The organism is Rhizobium aouanii, assembly GCF_037002925.1.
Taxonomy (GTDB): Bacteria; Pseudomonadota; Alphaproteobacteria; order Rhizobiales; family Rhizobiaceae; genus Rhizobium; species Rhizobium aouanii.
This window is the reverse complement of record NZ_JBAMYD010000005.1, coordinates 355,293-374,369: the sequence shown is the minus strand read 5'-3', so window position 1 is coordinate 374,369 and position 19,077 is coordinate 355,293. Positions and strand designations below refer to the sequence as shown.

Below are 19,077 nucleotides of genomic sequence, written 5' to 3'. Positions count from 1 at the left end.
GGTTCAAGAGAAAGCCGGATCGAGGGAACCGGATTTATAACGCTTCGCCATTTCCGAAACGGGAAGGGGCGTGATGCGGCCGGCCATGCCGGCAGTGCCGAACTGTTCGAAGCGCTCCTTGCAGAGCTTGGTCAGCGCCGTCATTGCCGGCTTCAGATATTTGCGCGGGTCGAACTCGCTTGGGTCCTCCTGCAGCACGCGGCGGATCTGACCGGTCATCGCCATTCTGCCATCGGTGTCGATATTGACCTTACGCACGCCGTTCTTGATGCCGCGCTGGATTTCCTCGACCGGCACTCCCCATGTCGGCTTCATCTGACCGCCATACTTGTTGATGATCTCCTGCAGCTCGATCGGGACCGAGGACGAGCCATGCATGACGAGATGCGTGTTGGGGAGCTTACGGTGAATTTCTTCGATAACGTTCATCGCCAGCACTGAACCGTCCGGCTTGCGGGTGAACTTGTAGGCGCCATGCGATGTGCCCATCGCGATGGCAAGTGCATCGACCTTGGTTTCGCGTACGAACTTCACAGCCTCGTCCGGATCGGTCAGCAGCTGGTCATGCGAAAGCTTGCCCTCGGCGCCGTGGCCGTCCTCGGCCTCGCCCATGCCGGTCTCCAGAGAACCGAGAACGCCGAGTTCGCCTTCCACCGAGATGCCGCCGAAATGCGCCATATCCGTCACCATCTTGGTGACGCCGACATTATAGGCCCAGTCGGCGGGCGTCTTGGCGTCCGCCTGCAGCGAACCATCCATCATCACCGAGGTGAAGCCCGCCTGGATCGCCGTCATGCAGTTGGAGGGATCGTTGCCATGGTCGAGATGCACGCAGACCGGAATATGCGGATAGATTTCGACGACGGCATCCATCATGTGCTTCAGCATGATGTCATGGGCGTAGGCGCGGGCTCCGCGCGACGCCTGCATGATAACCGGCGCCTGACACGCGTCGGCGGCCTCCATGATGGCGAGCGCCTGCTCCATGTTGTTAATGTTGAAAGCGGGAACGCCGTAGCCTTCCTCCGCAGCATGGTCGAGCAGTTGCCTCAGCGTAATGCGTGCCATCCAAGATTTCCCCATATCGATGGTCGAACGAAATGCCGCCATCTCTTCGAAACTAGAGCCCGGGCGCGAGCCGTTCAAGCGTCTTATTTTAATAGGCAAAATGGCATAGGAGGAGGAATGTAACAAGCAATAATAACAATATCACAACGAGTATGATATTTCGCCTGCCCCGGCCGAATGAAATTCAGGCATGCACTGAAGAGGCGGGCCGCCGTCACGGTCCTTGCCGGCGATGGCGAGATCTCTTCAGCCAGGCACCCATGTGGCCGCGCGGTTGTGGCTTGTGACCAATGGCAGACGGCCAGCATCAGCCTCGATTTTAAAGGCTGATGCAACCGAATGGGCAATATCCGGCAAACCGGGTCAGATGAGACCGTATTGTTCCGCCTTGTTGCGCAGGAACGGCAGGCCTTTGCCCATGACCTCTTCCATATCGCGTGCAACGGGGCGCCAGACGGCCAGGCCATAGGCTAGCTCAACCGGCATGTTGATGAAGCTTTCCATCGCAAGTCCGCCCTTGAAGCCGATTGCGGCGAGCGCGCCGTAGATCGCATCCCACGGAATATTGCCGTAGCCCGGCGTGCCTCGGTCGCTCTCGGAAAGATGGATATACTTGAGGTGATCGCGGGCAATCAGGATGCCGTTTGCCGCACCCTTTTCCTCGATATTCATGTGGTAGGTATCGAGATGGACAAAGATATTATCCGCGCCGACACGCTCCACCATGTCAACGGCCTGCTGCGCCGAGTTGATCAGGTGGTTCTCATAGCGGTTCACGGCCTCGACACCGAGCTGGATGCCGTACTTCCTAGCATGTTTTGCCGCCGCGTCGAGCACCTTGGCGATGTTGTCGTATTCGCCTTGCGTCGGCGGCAGGCCGGTGCGCTCGCCGATGCCGCCGAAGATGACGCCGGAGAGCGCCTCGGCGCTCATTTCCGCGGTCTTTTCGATCGCGACCCTCAGGTGCTCGATCGCTGCATCCGGACGGACGGAAGCCCAGGCATGTTCCGGCAGGCCGAGCGAGCAGACGGCGCGCAGCGTGTTCTTTTCAAGCAGGTCGCGGGTATGCCTGGCATCGACGGCAGGCGCATTGAGCAGCGCGATCTCGATGAAATCCATCTTGTAGTGCACGGCTCCGGCAATCGCCTTCTCGGCGCCTGCGCGGTCCCAATTCATGGTCCACATGCTGGTGTGAACGCCGAAACCTTCCATGGTCGTATCTCCTACTTCACGATTTTGATGAACTTGGCCGAGAACCACCGCAGCACCATCACGACGATGAGCAGGATGCCCCAGACGGCAGTGGTGAGATGCTGGTTGGCACCGAGCAGGTTGAGCCCCGAAGAGAGAAGCTGCAGCACGATGAGCGCCACGAAGACGGGCAGGACGCGGCCGAAGCCGCCGAAGGGATTAATGCCGCCGAGGAAGCAGGCAAGCACAGTGATCAGCAGGTAGGACTCGCCGTGGCCGACGCGCACCGAATTGAAGCGGGCAAGCATGATGATGCCGGCAACCGCCGCCATCACGCCGGAGAGCATATAGACCAGCACCAGGACCTTGCGGGTGTTGATGCCGGAATAGCGGGCAGACTCGATATTGGAGCCGATCATATAGGTGGAAAAGCCGAGCTTGGAGCGCGAGAGCAGGATGTGGCTGGCGATGACGCAGGCGATCAGGACCAGCAACGGGACGGGGATGCCGAGGATGCTGCCGTGGCCGATCGGGGCGATGAAGGTGGGGAAGCCCGAAATATCGCCGCCGCGTGTCAGGAACTCGCCGAGGCCGCGCAGGAAGATCATCATCGACAGCGAAACGAGGATCGGATGGGCGCGGGTAAAGGCGATGACCAGGCCCATGACCAGGCCGCTTGCCGCGCCGACGGCAAGCGCCAGAGCAGAGCCGAGCAGGAAGGCGCCCGGGCCGGCATCGACGCCGCCATTGGCCTGCAGCGTCCAGGCGAGCGTCAGGCCGGCGATGTTGGCGGTGAAGGTGATCGCAAGGTTGAGGCCGCCGGTGAGGATCGGCATCAGCATGGCAAGCGTCAGAACGCCAAGCTCGGGAAGCTGAAAGGCGACAGATCCGAAGGTCGCGCCCGTCAGGAAATGCGGCGAGGCGAAAGCGAAGACGACAAGCACCGCCGCCAGCGCGGCGAGGGGACCGGCCATGTCGGCCCCGAAGATGGCGTTGAAGCGGGCGGCGAGCGTGTTCATCGGTTCTCTCCCCTGTCTGCAGGCCTGCCGCCGGTCAATTTGCGGGTCGCAAACACCGGCACCAGATTGCCGATGCGGGCGCTCGACAAGGTGATCGCAACGAGGATGATCGCGCCGACGATCATCTTGAAGGCGAAGGGCGAGACGCCCATCAGGTTGAGGCCGTTCTGGGTGCTCGAGACGAGCAGCACACCCAGCACGCAACCGAGTACCGAGCCCTTGCCGCCGCCTAGCCGCGCGCCGCCGAGCACCACAGCAGCCAGGACATCGAGCTCGCGGCCATAGAGTGCGTTCGGCACGACCTCCTGCGCATAATGCGCCTGCATGAGACCGGCGATGCCTGCCATCAGTCCAAGCCAGCCGAAGGCGATGAACTGCATGGCGCCGATATTGATGCCGAAGCGGCGCGCGCCTTCCGGATTGTCGCCGAAGGCATAGAGCTGCCGGCCGGTGGTCGTGCGGGTAATGAAGAGCCAGGTGGCAAGCGTGCAGACGGCCATGACGGCAACCGGCAAGGTGATCTCAGCCCAGCTCCCATCGGCCATTTCGCGCTCGTAGATGATGACGCGGCTCGTCAGCCAGTCGGGCAGATTGTAGATCGACACGCCCTTGGTGAAGAACATCAGCAGGCCGAAATAGACGTTGAAGGTCGCAATCGTCGCGACGATCGAGATGATGCGGAAGCGGTGGATCAGGAAGGCGTTGATCATCCCGAGCACCATGCCGATACCGGCCGCGATCAGCAAACCGGACACCCAGCCGCCCCCGCCGATCCGCTCAAGCGCCAGTGCAGTGACATATTGCACGATCGAGGCGGCAACGGCGAAGGAGATGTCGATGCCGCCTGATATCAGCACCACCAGCAGGCCGACGGCGAAGATGATATTGACCGCGCTGATATTGAGCAGGTCGAAGGCGTTGCCGAGTGTGAAGAAACGATCGGTTGTAAAGGCCAGGACGATGCTCATCGCGATGATGACGGCAAACAGCACGAATTCCGTCGTATAGGCCAGGAACAGCTTACGCATAGACCGCCGCCTCCAGGTCCTTCAGTGTGGTCGCGCGCGGATTGTACCAGCCGGCGATGTGGCCCTTTTCCATATGGATGATGCGGTCGGCGTTGAAATAGACCTCCGGCACCTCGTCCGAGATGAGGATGATCGCAAGCCCCGCCTCGGCAAGGCGCGCTACGATTTCGAAGATGCCGGCGCGGGCGCCGACATCGACGCCCACCGTGGGCGCATCGAGGATCAGCACCTTTGGATCGGTGGCGAGCCATTTGGCGATCGCGACGCGCTGCTGGTTGCCGCCCGAAAGCGTCGAGATCGCATCGTCCTGCCTGCCGATCCTGACGCCGAGATCGGCGATCCAGCGCGAGACCAGCGAGCTCTTCTTTTCCGGCGAAATGAGCCGGCCGCTCAGGATGCGGTTGAGCGAGGCCATGACCAGATTGTCGGCGATGGATTGCGGCTGGTTGAGACCGAGCGAAAGGCGGTCTTCGGAGAGATAGGCGACGCCTGATGCGATCGCCTCGCGGTTGGAGGCAAAGCGCACCGCTCTTCCCTCCAGCACGATCGTGCCGGCGGCGGGCCGGCGCATGCCGAACAGCGTCAGCGCAAGTTCAGTGCGCCCGGAGCCGAGCAGGCCGGTGATCCCGAGCGTCTCGCCACGGCGCAGGTCAAAGGAGATGTCCTCGAACTCGCCGGGCCTGGACAGCTTGCTGACGGAGAGCAGAACGGGGTTCCGCGATACGTCGCGGGCGCGAACGTTCTGGTCGAAGGTGCGTCCGGTCATCTGCTCGGTGATGTCAGACTGGGTCATGCCTTCCACCGGATAGACCCCGACCAGCGCGCCATCGCGCAGCACCGTGATGCGCGAGGAGATGTCCAGCACTTCCGCAAGACGATGGCTGACGAAGACGACGGCAACGCCCGAAGCCGACAGCGTGCGCACGATCGCCAGCAGATGATCGGTCTCCGACTGGGTGAGCGAGGCAGTCGGCTCGTCCATGAAGACGATCCGGGCCTCTCCGACCAGCGCGCGGGCAATGGCGACGATCTGGCGCTGGGCGATGGCGAAATCCTTGAGGGGTCTGTCGACGTCGAGGGTGACGCCGAGCCGGGCGAGTGCTTCCTCGGCTATTCCGCGGATCGCGGCATAATTGACGAAGCGCGGGCGCGAACCGGAAAGGGTTTGGAAGGCGATGTTTTCCGCGACGCTCATTTCCGGAAAGAGCGCGAGGTCCTGCCAGATGATCTGGATGCCGCGGGACTGGGCCATGGCAGGCGTCATGTGGGATATCGTCTCACCGTCGAAGACAATCTCGGCGCCGTCTGCAGGCCGATAGACGCCGGATATCACCTTGATAAGGGTGCTCTTGCCGGAACCATTTTCGCCGGCCAGGCAATGCACTTCGCCGGGCAAGACTTCGAAGGAGACGTTTTTTAGCGCCTTCACACCGCCGAATGTCATGTTGATGCCGCGAAGCGAAAGAAGCGGCTGGGCCTTCACACCATCATCCGTTGCCATGCTCATGCCGGTTGCCTGTCCAGTCGAATGCCATGAAAAGTCAATGGTCCAGCCATGGCCGGAAACCGCTCTTTTTCCCGAACGTCGGGCCGGTCCCTATCGACCGGCCCGACACCCGGGGAGGGGGCCTCTTCAGAGGCCCATTGCGGCTAGGTCGTCGACCGTATCCTTGTTGATCGGCAGTAGCTGATCGACGATGATGTCGTTACCAACAGGCTTGATCACGCCGAGACCCGGAATGTCATCACCTTCCTTGACGCTCTCGCCCTTGATCAGGCGATCGGCGAGCGTGACGAAGACTTCGCCGGCCTGTTTCGGATTCCACATGAAGCCGCCCGATATCGCGTCGGACTTGATCAGCTTCTGGCCCTGGCCGGGCGAGAACGGGCCGAGCACGAAGATTTTGCCCGTCTTGCGGCGTTCCTCGATGGCGCGCCCAGCGCCGATCGGACCCTGGCTGCCGAAGGCGAGGAAGCCGGTCAGATCCGGATGCGCGGCAATGAGATCGAGCGCCGTCGAGCGGCTCTTGTCGACGTCTTCCGCCACGCCGTAGCGCTCGCCGACGAGCTTCATGTCCGGATAATTCGCCTTGATATAGGCGATTGCGGCATCCGCCCAGGCGTTGTGGAGCGGCACGGTCAGCGAACCGACGAAGACGGCATATTCGCCCTTGCCGCCCATCTTTTCAGCGAGCAGCTTGCCATGCGCTTCACCGAAGCCGGTGGCCGATGCGAGCTCGAAATTCCAGTCGGCGCCCTTCTGCGAGGGCGACTCATGGGTGATGACCTTGATGCCGGCGGCCTGCGCCTTGGTGAGCACGGGCTCGAGCACCTTGGCATCGTTGGGCACCACGCCGATGACCTTGACGCCCTGGGCGATCAGATCCTCGATGGCGCGCACCTGCAGCGCCGGGTCGGCGCTGGTCGGGCCGATCATGAAGGCATCGACCCCCAGTTTCTGGCCCTGTTCCTTGATCCCGGCTTCCATCGCGTTGAACCAGGGAATGCCGCCGATCTTGACGACAACGCCGACCTTCGGCGCGTCCTGCGCAAACGCGACCACCGCCCCGGCAAGCGACAGCGATGCGGCAAACGCCGCTACGATAAGGCTCCTCATCCTCACTCCTCCTCAAAGGTCGCTCATACGAACGACGACCACCGGCCGGGTTGCGGCAGGTTTTTCCTGGTTGCTTCTGGCGAGGGAAAACCCTTGCCTCCCATCCGCCTCCTCCGGCGAACCATCTTTGCACAATCGATCTTTCTTTTCTGCACAATCGATGGTGCAATGACTATCGATCAAGGCAGGGCTTTCGTCAAGAGGGGTTTGTTTCTAAGGAACGACAGCGGAAAGGCGAGATATGGCAAACATCAGCAAGAAGAAGGCGACCATCTACGATCTCTCGATCCTATCGGGTGCGTCGGCTTCCACCGTCAGCGCCGTACTGAACGGAAGCTGGCGGAAGCGGCGTATCAAGGAGGCGACGGCGCAGCTCATCCAGAATCTGGCAAACGAGCACGGCTATACGGCGAACCTGCAGGCTCGTGGCCTGCGTTCGTCCCGCTCCGGCCTCGTCGGTCTTCTGTTGCCGGTGCACGACAACCGCTATTTCTCCTCCATGGCGCAGTCTTTCGAGGCACAGGTCAGAAGCCGCGGCCAGTGCCCTCTCGTCGTCAGTGCCTGTCGCGATCCGGAGGAGGAGCGCAAGGTCGTCGAGACGCTGATCTCCTATTCGATCGACGAGCTTTTCATCGCCGGCGCAACCGATCCGGATGGCGTGCACAAGGTTTGCGAAAAGGCAGGGCTTAAGCACGTCAACATCGATCTGCCGGGCACGCTGGCGCCGTCGATCATCAGCGACAATTATGAAGGGGCGCGCATGCTGACACAGGCAATCATCGAACGCGCGCAGGAGGATGGCCCGCTTTCACCTGATGATCTCTACTTGTTCGGCGGCCGCAACGACCATGCCAGCCATGAGCGAATTCGCGGTTTCCGCGACGTAAAGCGCGCATTGCTGGGCGCGGATCCCGACGTCTGCATCCAGCCGACCGGCTATTCACCCGCCATGACTGCCCGCGCCTTCGAAGCCTTCTACGAAGGCCATGGAAAGCTGCCGCGCGCATTCTTCGTCAATTCCTCGATCAACCTCGAAGGGCTGATGCGCTTTCTCGCCCTGCATCCGCACGAGACCTTCGCCGATATCATCGTCGGCTGCTACGACTACGACCCGTTCGGCTCCTTCCTGCCTTTCCCGGTTTTCATGATCCGGCAGGACAGCGAGGCGATGATTACCAAGGGGTTTGCGATCCTCGATGCAGACCGCGGCCCACCAATCACACATCTGGTGCGGCCGACTCTCGTACCCCCACGCACGGCGCTGACCGGCCCACTCGATGCACTGAAGGATATCGAGTAGCGTCCTGCCTCGCCGGAGACACGCTGGGCTGACGAAGAACGGACTCTTTGATGCCGATCGTGTGGCATCGACAACTGCCTTATCGGATCTAGCTTTCTGTGATGCGGCGATCTTCATCCGAGCCGACGGAAAGCTGCTTCCAGTCCAGGTCTTCCTGCAGCTCGAGATATTGCGTCGCGCCGATCTGGTCCGTGTCGCGCAATTCCTCGAGGCGCTGGCGCTCAGCGAGAACGGCGGCGATCGTCAGGTCGCGGCGGCGATCGAGCGGCGAAGTCTTGATTGCATCGCTTGATGCGGCCCAATGTTCCTTGCAGATCGTCCGGATCGCTTCGGCCTCAGTGCCGTCTTCCTTCTCAAGTCGCTGAAAGGCGGCTTCGGCGAGTGATCTTCGGGCCGCCTTGAGTTCATCGCGGACTTCTGCCTGCCGACCGAGTTTCAGGAGATGGATCATCGGTGCCAAGGTCGCCCCTTGGATGACCAGAGTTGCGAGCACCACCGAGAAGGCCGTGAGCACGACCAGGTCTCGTTCCGGAAAGTCGGCGGGGAGCGCGAAGGCGGTCGCCAGCGTAACGAGGCCGCGCATACCGGCCCAACCCACCAGCAAGGTCTCGCCGGATGTGAAAGGCGCCAATTCATGACCTCTTCGGTGGCGAAACGCGACGACGGCGTGAAGCAGGAACGCCATCGCCATGCGCGCCAGAATAACGCCGACCACCACGATGGCGGCAAATCCCATCGCCCGCTGAAGCTCTTCAGCCGACATCGTCTCGAGGATGCGACGCGCCTGCAGCCCCATCAGCAGGAAAGCCACCACGTTCAACAGGAAGACGACCGTCGTCCAGACCGCGAAGGAATGCACCCGCATCCGTGGCGAATCCTCGACCGAAGAGAGGGTGGCGATCGTCATTGCGCTCGCTACTGTGGCAAGGACAGCCGACAGGTGCAGATGTTCCGCAATCAGCCAGGTCGAAAAAGCGTAGACGAACTGAAGCAGGGTCCCGCCGACTGTGTTTTCGGTTATCGGCCGAAGCCGTGAGACGAAAAAGCCGAAGGCGATGCCGAACAGGATTCCTCCAGGTGCGGCGAACCCCACCTGAAGCGCCGTCCCGGCATCCAGCCCACCATGCGCCTGGACAGTGAGCGCGGCCCCGAAAAGCAGCAGCGCGGTCGCATCGTTGAACAGGCTTTCTCCCTTGAGCAGGGCATCCACACGGCGCGCGACGGGCAAATTGGAAAGGACCGCCGTGGCGGCTGCGGCATCGGGCGGCGCAACGATTGCGCCGAGTGTGACTGCAACCGCAATCGGAAGCCCGACAGTCAGCATGCTGATCGACACGACCACGCCTGTCGTGACGAGAACGGCAACGACGGCATAGAAGAACAGCGGCAGCAGCATGCGCCGCGCCGCGCCGACCGGAAAATCATAGGCCGAGTCGACAAGGACCGGCGCGATGAACAAAGCGAGCGCCGTCGGCGGATCGATCGGGATCGTGGGCGCGCCGGGCAGCATCGCCACGGCGACGCCGGCGGCAGCCAGAATGCCGGGGTAGGGCAGGCGCGTGCGACGCGTCACCTGCAGCAACAGGATGGCAACCGCCAGCAATGCAACAAGTGTTTCGAAGAACGTCATTTCGGCATACTAGCAGGCTTTCGAGCACATTGAAGCGGGTGCAGCCCCGATGTAAAGCTTGTGTCGTATCAAGCTGCTGACGCAGCGGCGGGGATGGCGATGGACTACGAGGTTGCGATTGTCGGCGCCGGCGCGGCCGGCATTGCGGCAGCAAAAAGGTTAGCCGATACCGGACGCTCGGTCATCATCCTGGAGGCCGGCACCCGCGTTGGCGGACGAGCCTGGACAATCGAACTCGCCGGAATGCCGCTGGATATGGGGTGCGGCTGGCTGCATTCTGCAGAGCGCAATCCTCTCGTCGCCATCGGCCGTGCCGCCGGGTTCAACATCGAGCGCGGAACTACGGCGTGGCAAAGCCAGTGGCGCGATCTCGGTTTCACGCAGGATGAGCGCGCGGCGGCGGCGGGGGCCTGGAGGGCGCTTGGAGAGCGTATGCGGGCCAGCCCCCCCGCGAGCGACAGGGCGTCGGACGCGCTGGAGCCGGGCGGCAAATGGAACGCCTACTGCCAGTCGCTCAGCGGATATCTGAACGGCGCATCGCTGGATCGGCTGTCGGTCTCTGACTTTCTTGCCTATGACAGTGCTGCGACCGACACCAATTGGCGGGTGCACGAAGGCTATGGAAGTCTGATCAGCGCGGCCGTTCCGAACGTGGCCTTGCGCCTTTCGACTCCCGTTCGACGCGTGGCAATGACCGGAAACGGCATCCGTCTGGAGACCGACCGCGGTCCTGTCACATCGGGTGCCGCGATCATCACGGCATCGAGCACCGTTCTGGCCGGCGGAGCCATTATCTTCGACCCGGAGGCCGACGATCACCTCCATGCCGCGAGTCAGCTGCCGCTTGGCCTCGCCGACAAGCTGTTTTTGGAACTCCATGGTAATCATGGTCTCGAGCCGGAAACCCATCTGCTCGGCGACCCGCAAAGTGCCGAGACCGGCAGCTATTATATCCGGCCATTCGGCCGGTCCGTCGTCGAAGGCTTCTTCGGCGGAAACGGCGCTGTCGTCATCGAGCGCGCGGGTTTGGTGGAGGCATTTGCCTTCGCACTCGACCAGCTTTCATCACTGCTCGGCAGCAACATCCGCCGCCACCTGCGGCCGCTGGCAGCCTCTTCCTGGTGTCGTGCTGATTGGATAGGCGGCTCCTACAGCCATGCACTGCCCGGCCATGCGGGCGCACGCGCAGTCCTGGCGCGCCCGGTCGGCGACCGGCTGTTTTTCGCCGGCGAGGCGACGCACCAATCCGACTTTTCCACCGCGCATGGCGCATGGGAAAGCGGGTTGCGGGCCGCCGACCAGGCCGCAGCTGTTCTGCCACCCACATAATATGGAAGGGTGAACTCGTGACCCTCGGCGCACCGATACCACTGGCCGACCATCACCAGCTGGCAGAATTTCATGGTTGCCCAGTTCGGGTTGTCTTGCGTGGATTATAGATCGCTTATGCTGACAGTGCTGGCTTTTCGTCGTGCTATCGAAGGTTCAATTTAGCTGAAACCGCCAGTGCCATTGCCCGGCGACTTACCCCCAGTTTAGAAAACACGTTCTTAAGGTGGAATTTTACCGTAGGCTCGGAAAGCCCGAGCGCGCGGGCGATTTCCTTGTTGCTCTTACCTTCGCGCAGGCAGAGCAGGACCTGTTGCTCGCGTTGACTGAGAAGACTTTTGCCGCAAGCAAGAGGACCCTTTATCCGGCGGCCGTTATCGGCGGGTTTGCCGAAGACGCTTTTTTCACCCTGGCCAACTATGCGACCGATGAAGTCGACGGCATCGGCACTGAAAACCTTCAGGCCGAAACGCCGCACGATCGCTCGTACGACCGTGGAGAATTCGAGTCCCTCGTCCTCGAAGAGCTGGGTCACCTCGTGCGAGCGAGCGCGCGCGATCGCAAACTGGAAATATTCGAGCGCCTGGGTATGCCGGCCGTCGTTCCAGGCGGCAACCGTTGCCAGGATTTCCGCCGCCAGCAGGTGATAACCGCTGCCGTTCGCGCGGCTTCGCGCCATCACGATCTCCAGATTGGCTAGCCCTTCGCCTGGTCGTCCCTGGGCTTTGAGAAGGCGCGCTTGTGCGACGAGGAAATCGCTTTCCTCGCGCCATGTCCAGAAGCGCCCGAGTTCTGGATCGCGCAGAGATGAAACCAGCCGCTCGGCCAGAAGCACCGCCGATTCAATCAGGCCGGTCTTCGAGAAGATATCGACCCGCATGATGTCGGCCGCAATCTTCAGGCGCGGCAGCGCGCGCTCGACGGCGACCTCTTCCGCCTTGTCGATCGCTGCCATTGCCAGATCGAGACCGCTCAGCCGCAGCCGGCTGCGGGCCAGCAGCGAAAATATCCGGGAATAGATATCGACCCAGCCCTCACCATGAACCACGTGAGTAACGGCCTCACCAAGTGTCCTTTCGACCAGCGCTATCTCGCCCTGGAGGTAGAGAACATCCGCCGTCGCCACCCGGCATATCGCTTCGAGATTGACGTCGGTCCACTGCGCGCTTTGGATCAGGTCCTGCGCCTCCCTGCAGAAAGTCAGCGCCGCCGAGAAGTTGCCGGCGAGCGTATTGACCAGCCCCAGATGGATCAGCATGAAGATCTGGGCATAGGCCGTTTTTTCCTCGCGATAATAGGCCAATGCCTTCAAGGCACTCAGCCGTGCGAGGTCGAGATTGCCGCGCCTGGTATAGGCGATGCACAGATGGTTGTAGATCCAGCCGAGCTCCCAGGTCGATTGCGGCGAAAAACCTGATGCCATTCGTTCGAGATGCAGGATCTGAGCATCGTCGAGATGAAGATCCTCATAGATATCGACCAGCCCGTCGATGTGATGGAGCGTCGATGCCTCGATCGTCAGGAACTCGTCGCCATGCAGGGCCCGGCCTTGCTTGATCGCTTCCATCCGCTCGCGCGCCGTCTTGATGTGCCCCTTCTTCGCGAGGACCAGCACGTAACACAGTGACAGGCTCGGAGATTCGTGGATGACGCCAGCGGGCAGGTCGTCGATCAGATGTTCGAGCACAGTGTGGCCGGCGCGGATGAAGAGATTGACGCCTCCGGCCTGTCGGATGGTCTGCGCGGCGAGCGAAAAATTGCCGGCACGCGCCGCATGCGCAACGGCTCTTTCCAGGAACCCGCGCTCGGCAAACCAGATCGCTGCCATGGAGTGAAGCGTTGCCTCGTCGATCTGGGGATCACCTGCAAGCTCGGTCGTCAGGCACTTCCGCACGATCGGATGAAGCCTGTACCAGGCCGCACCGGTCTGGCTCTTTTCGATCAGCGGGCTCATATCCTCGAGCAGCCGAAGGTCATCTGCCTGCAGATCGGTGCCGGAGAGATGGCTTGCCAGCTCCAGCGGGAATTCCTCCAGGATCGAGGTGACGCGCAGCGTTCGACGAAGCGCCGGCGACAGCGGACGCAGGATCGCTTCGTCGATATGGCGGAAAAGATCGGGATGCTCTCCGGCCAGCAGCCTGTTGCGCTCGTCTGTACCGCCGCTCTCCATCACGCCGAGCGCGATCTGCGTCAAGGCCGGCCATCCACGGGTGGCGCGTACGAAATTTGCGACGTCGCCGGTGTTGATGTTGCGTGGAAACAGGCTGCGGATCTCGTTGCGGCTGAAGGCAAGGTCGACGGCGTTGATCTCCGTGACAAGGCCGCGCACCCTGAGGCGAGCGAGCGGCAGCGGCAGTTTCTGCTGCGATGCGCAGACGATCCTCAGATTGTCGGGGGCGGTTAGGAAAAATCCGTCGAGGAAAGCCTGCGCGTCGGGTGAGGAAGCGATATCGAGCTCGTCGATAAACAGGATTGCGCCGCTTTCCCGGTCGGCGACGATGTCGAACAGCTCCCGCAGGGAGGCGGGAGGCTGTGGAGCGCGTATGCCGAGCGCCAGGCAAAGATCGGCTAGCAGTTCGGCAGGCCGGCCATGCGCGGGGTCCAGTGTGATCCAGCCGCAATGACCGACGCCGCCATCGAACAGCGACTGAAAATAATCGGAGCCGGAAGTGACTGCCTCATATCCTGCCTTGAGCAGCGCCGTCTTGCCGAAGCCGGACGGTGCATGGACGACGACGATCTGGCGCGCCAGACCGTCGCGGATCTTCGAAAGGGGAAAGGGACGGTCGATGGCGGTGAACAGCATGCGCGGCGGGCGAAAACGGGAACCTAGCGTCTTCAGTTCACCACCGCCGGAGCGACTTGCAGTTTTGCCTTCGGAACGACTGTGATGCATCCAAAAACGCCTCGCTCATTCGACCATCCTAACTAGCGAGCTTTAAGAAGCATATCCCGTGCCAGCCCAGATCTAACCGGCCTCGAGCGGTGCGTAATTCTGCGTCAGGCCGAAGGCGGCGGGGCCGAAGACGTCCAATGCCTCCGGTGTGCGCATGATCGGCGGCACTTTGACGCCAAGCACGTTGACCCGCTGGCCATAACGCAGGCGTTCGGTGGTTATCGGTTCGGCAGTATCGGCTTCGAGGATGCAGATGAGATCCGGCACGATCGCCAGCACCCTGCCGTCTTCCTCGGCTACCAGATTCTCGTTCTGGATCTGGATGCGCACCGGCCTGCGGCTTGTGTCGAAAGGTTCGATCGTCACGACGCCGACCGACCAGCCGTTCTGCTCGCGCCGCGAGACGTCGACCACCTTTCCCGAGGCCAGAAGGCGCGCGGTCTCGTAATGCGTTCCGGAGAAGAATTCGATCAGGTCGGCGAGCGGATCGCGATGCGCGGCAAGCGCCAGCCGGATGGTACGCCCGATGCCGATGGCAAGCGACATCGTTCCGGGAACGGATACGCGACGGGTCGTGCGGCCATCCATGCCGTAATTGACGATGTAGGACTGGCCGCCCATGCGGATCGTCACGCCGCGAGCGAGCCATTCCGCCTTGGCCGCACTTTCCGTCTCGATGATGACGACGTTGCCCTGCTCGTCGGCGACGGTCACGGGTGCGGCAGGCACGCCGTAGACGTTGAAAGTCTCCATTTCGAGCTGCGGAAAGGCGCGGCCCATGCCGTCCGCGTCGATAACCGGGAGCCGGCATTCCGCCGCCAGCATGATCGGCACCATTGAGTTGATGCCGCCGGCCTCGAAGGGGATGATCGCCCCCATCGCCTTGCCGACACGTTTCTCGTAGGCCCTCAGCGCAAGCCCGATTTCTTCGCCGCTCGGCATCTTCTCGATCAGGATCGTCGGCGCCCCCATCGCGCCGCAGGCGGCGACCTCGATGCCGTCAGGCACGTCGTCAAGCGGCAGAAGATCGACAGGACCGTGGCGTTCGATCGCCGCTTTCGCCATGAGTTTGCCGATATAGGGATCGCCGCCGCCGCCGGTGCCGAGAAGGGCCGCGCCGACCGCCAGATCGTCGATATCCTCGTTGGTGATGATTGCCATGTGTTCAGCCGATCTCTTCGATGGAAATGAAGGGTTCCTTCAGCCCGAAGCAGGCAGGGCCGAAGACATCGAGCGCCTCCGGTGTCCGCATGATTTCGGGAACGGAAACGGCAAGCACGGTGACGCGCTGTCCGTAGCGCAGGTTTTCGCTGGTGATGGGTTCGGCCGTTTCCGTGTTCATGATGCAGATGAGATCGGGCACGATCGCCTTCACCTTGCCGTCGACGCGGGCGATCAGGTTCTCGTTCTGGATCTCGATCTCCATGGTCGAACCGAAGGGCGGCAACCCGCCGATCGTAACGCGGCCGATCGAAAATCCGGCCTTGGTCTCGCGCATGACATCGATGATCTTGCCGCCGAAGATGATGCGCCCATAGCGATAGAGCGTCGAAGGCAGAAACCCAAGCAGCGCTTCGATCGGATTTTCGTGCGAGCTTTTGGCGTTGCGCAGGACTTCGCCGATGCGGATGGCAAGGCTCAGCGTGTTCGGAATGGCAGTGCGTTTTACGTCAGCGCCCGACATTGCATATTCGGCGATATAGGCGCAGCCGCCCATGCGGATGGCAACGGCGCGCGAAAGCCATTCCATCTGGCGGTTGTCAACCGCTTCGATGATGGCGCAATCGCCATATTCGTCGCTGACGGCCATCGGGCTGCCGGACACGCCATAGACGCCGAAGGTCTCCATTTCGAGAAAGGGAAAGGCGCGTCCCATGCCGTCTCCATCGACGATCGGCAGGCCGAGGCGGGCGCCGACGACGAGCGGGATCGTCGAGTTGATGCCGCCGATCTCGATCGGCATGGTCGCCTGCGCCTTGCGGCCGAGATGGCGTTCGAGCCGCTGCAACGAGAACATCGCCTCCTCGCCGCTCGGGATCTTCTCGACCAGCACGGTCGGCGCGCCCATCATGGCGGTCGGAATGACCAGCATGTCGTCGGCCAGTTCCTTGGGGTCGATGATGTTCACCTCGAGGCCTTCGTCGAGGCATTGCTGGACCATCAGCCGGCCGACATAGGGATCGCCGCCGCCGCCGGTCCCGAGAAATGCCGCGCCGACGGCGAGGTCGCAAAGTTGTTGACTGTTGAGTTTCATAGGATCCTCATCCGATCACGAGATCGCCGATGGCTTTGACGCGGATGCGCGTCGCACTGCCCGGCAGATAGGCGAGCGGTACTTCCTCGATATCCATGATCTTGACCGTTCCGGCCTCGGCGCCCGCCTTGACGGCACGCTCTTCGGCTTCCTTCTTGGCCCCGCCAAGCACGATGTCGCGGGAAGTGCCTTCGAGCGAGAAGATGCGGTCGACCTCGCCGCCGACCTGCGCGATCGCCGCGCCGATCGCATTGGCAACGGAAGCGTTCTCGGGGCGGATGACGCGCGACGCGGAGGGCAGGTCGCGCGAGATCAGGATCGAGCCACCGCCGACGAGGATGACCGGCAGGGGCTCGGCGCTCGTCTTCATCCGGTCGACGGCCTCGTCGGCCATGCGGTGGATGGCATCGAGCGCCGTGTCGATCGTCCTTGCCGGGATACGAGCGACACGCGAACGGTCGCCGATATCCTCGAGGCCGGCCGCGACGATGATGTCTGTCGTGGTCAGGGTATCGCCGCCGAAGATCAGGGCGCGGGAGGTGATTTCGTAGCCGACCGAATCCGGGCCAATGCGGGCGCCGTCGTCGCGCACGATCGAGCCGCCGCCGAGACCGATGGCGAGCACGTCGGGCATGCGGAAATTGGTTCTGACCCCGCCAATATCGACGGCGACGGCGGATTCGCGCGGGAAGCCCTGCATCAGCATACCGACATCCGACGTGGTCCCGCCGATATCGACGACCATCGCCTCCTTTTCGCCGGCAAGCATCGCCGCGCCACGCATGGAATTGGTCGGGCCGGAGGCGAATGTCAGCACCGGATAACGCTCGACGTAATTAGGCACCATCAGCGTCCCGTCGTTCTGGCTGATATAGAAGGGCGCATTGATCGCAAGCTCCTTCAGCGCGTTGCGGAAGGAGTTGACGACCTTGCGCGACAGGTCGGCGAGCGACGCATTCATCACCGACGCGTTTTCGCGCTCGAGGAAACCGACGCGGCCGACCTCATGGCTGAGCGATATCGACAGGCCGGGAACTTCGTTGCCGAGGATTTCTGCTGCCCTTAGCTCCATGTCGGGTGTTACCGGCGAGAACACCGAAGTGATCGAGGCCGCCGTGAGGCCTCGGCTGCGGATTTCACCAGCGATGCGCAGGATCTCGGACTCATCGAGCGGCGCGATCTTGCGGCCGTCGAATTCGTTGCCGCCGCGCACCATGAAAGTGTGGCGGCCGAGCGTGTCGGCCAGATCCTTCGGCCAGTCGGTCATCGGCGGCAGCGCCTTGGTCGCCGGCAGGCCGAGCCGGATGGCCGCGACTTCGAGCAGCCGCTTGCGCTCGACGACGGCATTGGTGAAATGCGTCGTGCCAATCATCACCGCCTGGATTTCCGCGACCGAAACGCCTGTCATAGACAGCACCTGCTTCAACACGGCGACAATGCCCGAGCCGACATCGCTGGTGGTCGGGCTCTTGCATGCGCCGAGCACCAGCGAGCCGTCCATCAGGGCAGCATCGGTATTCGTGCCGCCCACATCTATTCCAATACGCATCATGACCTCCGTGAGAATATGCTTGGCCGTGGCGCCGGGGCGGATGGCTCCGGTGCTGGCGATGATCGTTGTTTCCGTGTTGGCTTCAGGCGACGAGCGCCTCGGATCGGTCGGGGTCCCAGCCGACCGTGACGGCGGCACCCGGGGAAAATCGTTCGGTGCGGGACTGGTTCTGGCGCTCGGCGACGATCTCCTGCGAGCCGACGGCCAGCCGGTAGCGCACCAGCGCGCCCTGGTAGGTCTCGCTGAGAACGGTTGCAGGGAGGCTGACGCCGGATGAGCTGTCGGGGCCGATGATGACGTTCTCGGGTCGAACCACCAGCTTTGCCGCCTGCCCGGCGGCCAGGCCCTCGGGACCCCGCGTCGGCAACACGGCTCCCTCCAGCAGCACCGTCATGCCTTGCTCGTCATTGGCGCCAACGGTGACGTCGATCACGTTCGAATGACCAATAAAAGTGGTGACGAACAGCGTCTTTGGCCGTTCGTAGATTTCCTCGGGCGTTCCGACCTGGACGATGTGCGCCTTCTGCATGACGCCGATGCGGTCTGACATCGTCAAGGCCTCATCCTGGTCGTGGGTCACGTAGACGGTGGTGATGCCGAGCTTCTTCTGTAGATCCTTGATCCAGTATTTCATTTCCTCCCTGAGGCTTTTGTCGAGCGCCGACAGCGGCTCGTCGAGAAGGAGGATGCGGGGCTCCGTGACCAGCACGCGGGCAAGGGCGACGCGCTGCTGCTCGCCGCCCGACAGCTGGCGCTGGAAGCGTTCCTCATATCCCGAAAGCCCGACCTGACGCAGCGCGGCGGTGACGCGCTTGCGGATATCCTCCTTCGGCAGCTTCCGGAGCTTCAGGCCGAAGGCGATGTTGTCGGCAACGTTCATGTGCGGGAAGATCGCATAGTTCTGGAACACGATGCCGATGGCACGTTTCTCCGGCGGCAATCTCGTCACGTCGTCGCGGCCGATCAGAATCTCGCCGCCGCTCGGCGGCACGAAGCCGGCGATCATCCGCAGCGTCGTCGACTTTCCGCATCCCGATGGGCCGAGAAGAGAAAAGAACTCTCCTTCGGCGATATGCAGGTCGATGCCGGCGACCGCGACGCTGTCGCCATAGGATTTGGCGAGCTTTTTCAGATGGATATCGGACATGCGGCGAAGGCTCTCCTGTTATGAAGGTGAGCAGTGGGCGGCGTGG

The 19,077-nt window shown here is 62.4% G+C and carries 14 protein-coding genes; 2 read left to right on the top strand and 12 right to left on the bottom strand.

Features of this window, described 5'->3' with window-relative positions:
- Positions 1-3: 3 nt before the first annotated feature.
- The 6 genes from fba to V8P77_RS11820 all read right to left on the bottom strand — a co-directional run bounded on the left by fba (position 4) and on the right by V8P77_RS11820 (position 6,923).
- Positions 4-1,068, bottom strand: coding sequence for a class II fructose-bisphosphate aldolase (gene fba / locus V8P77_RS11845; RefSeq protein ID WP_151520169.1), 1,065 nt, complete (start codon positions 1,066-1,068; stop codon positions 4-6).
- A 363-nt stretch (positions 1,069-1,431) separates the two neighbouring features.
- Positions 1,432-2,280 carry a sugar phosphate isomerase/epimerase family protein gene (locus V8P77_RS11840; RefSeq protein WP_335912849.1) on the bottom strand — a complete coding sequence of 283 codons (849 nt, stop codon included), beginning with the start codon at positions 2,278-2,280 and terminating at the stop codon, positions 1,432-1,434.
- A gap of 11 nt (positions 2,281-2,291) precedes the next feature.
- Positions 2,292-3,278 carry an ABC transporter permease gene (locus tag V8P77_RS11835; RefSeq protein ID WP_335912848.1) on the bottom strand — a complete coding sequence of 329 codons (987 nt, stop codon included), beginning with the start codon at positions 3,276-3,278 and terminating at the stop codon, positions 2,292-2,294.
- On the bottom strand, positions 3,275-4,306 hold the full coding sequence (locus V8P77_RS11830) for an ABC transporter permease (protein ID WP_335912847.1): 1,032 nt from the start codon (positions 4,304-4,306) through the stop codon (positions 3,275-3,277). The genes V8P77_RS11835 and V8P77_RS11830 overlap by 4 nt, the downstream gene beginning before the upstream one ends.
- On the bottom strand, positions 4,299-5,813 hold the full coding sequence (locus V8P77_RS11825; RefSeq protein WP_335912846.1) for a sugar ABC transporter ATP-binding protein: 1,515 nt from the start codon (positions 5,811-5,813) through the stop codon (positions 4,299-4,301). The genes V8P77_RS11830 and V8P77_RS11825 overlap by 8 nt, the downstream gene beginning before the upstream one ends.
- A 126-nt stretch (positions 5,814-5,939) precedes the next feature.
- Positions 5,940-6,923, bottom strand: coding sequence for an autoinducer 2 ABC transporter substrate-binding protein (locus V8P77_RS11820; RefSeq protein WP_129417506.1), 984 nt, complete (start codon positions 6,921-6,923; stop codon positions 5,940-5,942).
- A gap of 241 nt (positions 6,924-7,164) precedes the next feature.
- Here V8P77_RS11820 and V8P77_RS11815 point away from each other — a divergent pair, with 241 nt between their 5' ends.
- The gene (locus tag V8P77_RS11815) at positions 7,165-8,223 is read left to right on the top strand and encodes a LacI family DNA-binding transcriptional regulator (RefSeq protein ID WP_335912843.1); all 1,059 of its coding nucleotides are present in this window, start codon (positions 7,165-7,167) and stop codon (positions 8,221-8,223) included.
- 88 nt (positions 8,224-8,311) lie between these two features.
- Here V8P77_RS11815 and V8P77_RS11810 read toward each other — a convergent pair whose 3' ends face one another.
- Positions 8,312-9,853 carry a cation:proton antiporter gene (locus V8P77_RS11810; RefSeq protein ID WP_335912841.1) on the bottom strand — a complete coding sequence of 514 codons (1,542 nt, stop codon included), beginning with the start codon at positions 9,851-9,853 and terminating at the stop codon, positions 8,312-8,314.
- Positions 9,854-9,952: 99 nt separating this feature from the next.
- Here V8P77_RS11810 and V8P77_RS11805 point away from each other — a divergent pair, with 99 nt between their 5' ends.
- Positions 9,953-11,182, top strand: a complete 1,230-nt coding sequence (locus V8P77_RS11805) for a flavin monoamine oxidase family protein (protein ID WP_335912840.1) — start codon at positions 9,953-9,955, stop codon at positions 11,180-11,182.
- 145 nt (positions 11,183-11,327) lie between these two features.
- Here V8P77_RS11805 and V8P77_RS11800 read toward each other — a convergent pair whose 3' ends face one another.
- The 5 genes from V8P77_RS11800 to V8P77_RS11780 all read right to left on the bottom strand — a co-directional run bounded on the left by V8P77_RS11800 (position 11,328) and on the right by V8P77_RS11780 (position 19,031).
- On the bottom strand, positions 11,328-14,078 hold the full coding sequence (locus V8P77_RS11800) for a helix-turn-helix transcriptional regulator (RefSeq protein WP_335912838.1): 2,751 nt from the start codon (positions 14,076-14,078) through the stop codon (positions 11,328-11,330).
- Positions 14,079-14,150: 72 nt separating this feature from the next.
- Positions 14,151-15,239: an S-methyl thiohydantoin desulfurase family protein gene (locus V8P77_RS11795; protein WP_028742496.1), complete on the bottom strand. Its 1,089-nt coding sequence runs from the start codon at positions 15,237-15,239 to the stop codon at positions 14,151-14,153.
- A 4-nt stretch (positions 15,240-15,243) separates the two neighbouring features.
- The gene (locus tag V8P77_RS11790) at positions 15,244-16,332 is read right to left on the bottom strand and encodes an S-methyl thiohydantoin desulfurase family protein (protein WP_335912835.1); all 1,089 of its coding nucleotides are present in this window, start codon (positions 16,330-16,332) and stop codon (positions 15,244-15,246) included.
- Between the two features lie 7 nt (positions 16,333-16,339).
- Positions 16,340-17,881: a hydantoinase/oxoprolinase N-terminal domain-containing protein gene (locus V8P77_RS11785; RefSeq protein WP_335912833.1), complete on the bottom strand. Its 1,542-nt coding sequence runs from the start codon at positions 17,879-17,881 to the stop codon at positions 16,340-16,342.
- Positions 17,882-17,966: 85 nt separating this feature from the next.
- Complete coding sequence (locus V8P77_RS11780) at positions 17,967-19,031, bottom strand: ABC transporter ATP-binding protein (protein ID WP_335912832.1); 1,065 nt, start codon at positions 19,029-19,031, stop codon at positions 17,967-17,969.
- Positions 19,032-19,077: the final 46 nt, after the last annotated feature.

What these genes read in the sequence shown, in the direction of transcription:
- V8P77_RS11830 (WP_335912847.1), bottom strand. Translation starts at nt 4,306, where the DNA reads ATGCGTAAGCTGTTCCTGGCCTATACGACGGAATTCGTGCTGTTTGCC.
- V8P77_RS11785 (WP_335912833.1), bottom strand. Translation starts at nt 17,881, where the DNA reads ATGCGTATTGGAATAGATGTGGGCGGCACGAATACCGATGCTGCCCTG.
- V8P77_RS11810 (WP_335912841.1), bottom strand. Translation starts at nt 9,853, where the DNA reads ATGACGTTCTTCGAAACACTTGTTGCATTGCTGGCGGTTGCCATCCTG.
- V8P77_RS11840 (WP_335912849.1), bottom strand. Translation starts at nt 2,280, where the DNA reads ATGGAAGGTTTCGGCGTTCACACCAGCATGTGGACCATGAATTGGGAC.
- V8P77_RS11820 (WP_129417506.1), bottom strand. Translation starts at nt 6,923, where the DNA reads ATGAGGAGCCTTATCGTAGCGGCGTTTGCCGCATCGCTGTCGCTTGCC.
- fba (WP_151520169.1), bottom strand. Translation starts at nt 1,068, where the DNA reads ATGGCACGCATTACGCTGAGGCAACTGCTCGACCATGCTGCGGAGGAA.
- V8P77_RS11825 (WP_335912846.1), bottom strand. Translation starts at nt 5,813, where the DNA reads ATGAGCATGGCAACGGATGATGGTGTGAAGGCCCAGCCGCTTCTTTCG.
- V8P77_RS11780 (WP_335912832.1), bottom strand. Translation starts at nt 19,031, where the DNA reads ATGTCCGATATCCATCTGAAAAAGCTCGCCAAATCCTATGGCGACAGC.
- V8P77_RS11800 (WP_335912838.1), bottom strand. Translation starts at nt 14,078, where the DNA reads ATGCATCACAGTCGTTCCGAAGGCAAAACTGCAAGTCGCTCCGGCGGT.
- V8P77_RS11835 (WP_335912848.1), bottom strand. Translation starts at nt 3,278, where the DNA reads ATGAACACGCTCGCCGCCCGCTTCAACGCCATCTTCGGGGCCGACATG.
- V8P77_RS11790 (WP_335912835.1), bottom strand. Translation starts at nt 16,332, where the DNA reads ATGAAACTCAACAGTCAACAACTTTGCGACCTCGCCGTCGGCGCGGCA.
- V8P77_RS11795 (WP_028742496.1), bottom strand. Translation starts at nt 15,239, where the DNA reads ATGGCAATCATCACCAACGAGGATATCGACGATCTGGCGGTCGGCGCG.
- V8P77_RS11815 (WP_335912843.1), top strand. Translation starts at nt 7,165, where the DNA reads ATGGCAAACATCAGCAAGAAGAAGGCGACCATCTACGATCTCTCGATC.
- V8P77_RS11805 (WP_335912840.1), top strand. Translation starts at nt 9,953, where the DNA reads ATGGACTACGAGGTTGCGATTGTCGGCGCCGGCGCGGCCGGCATTGCG.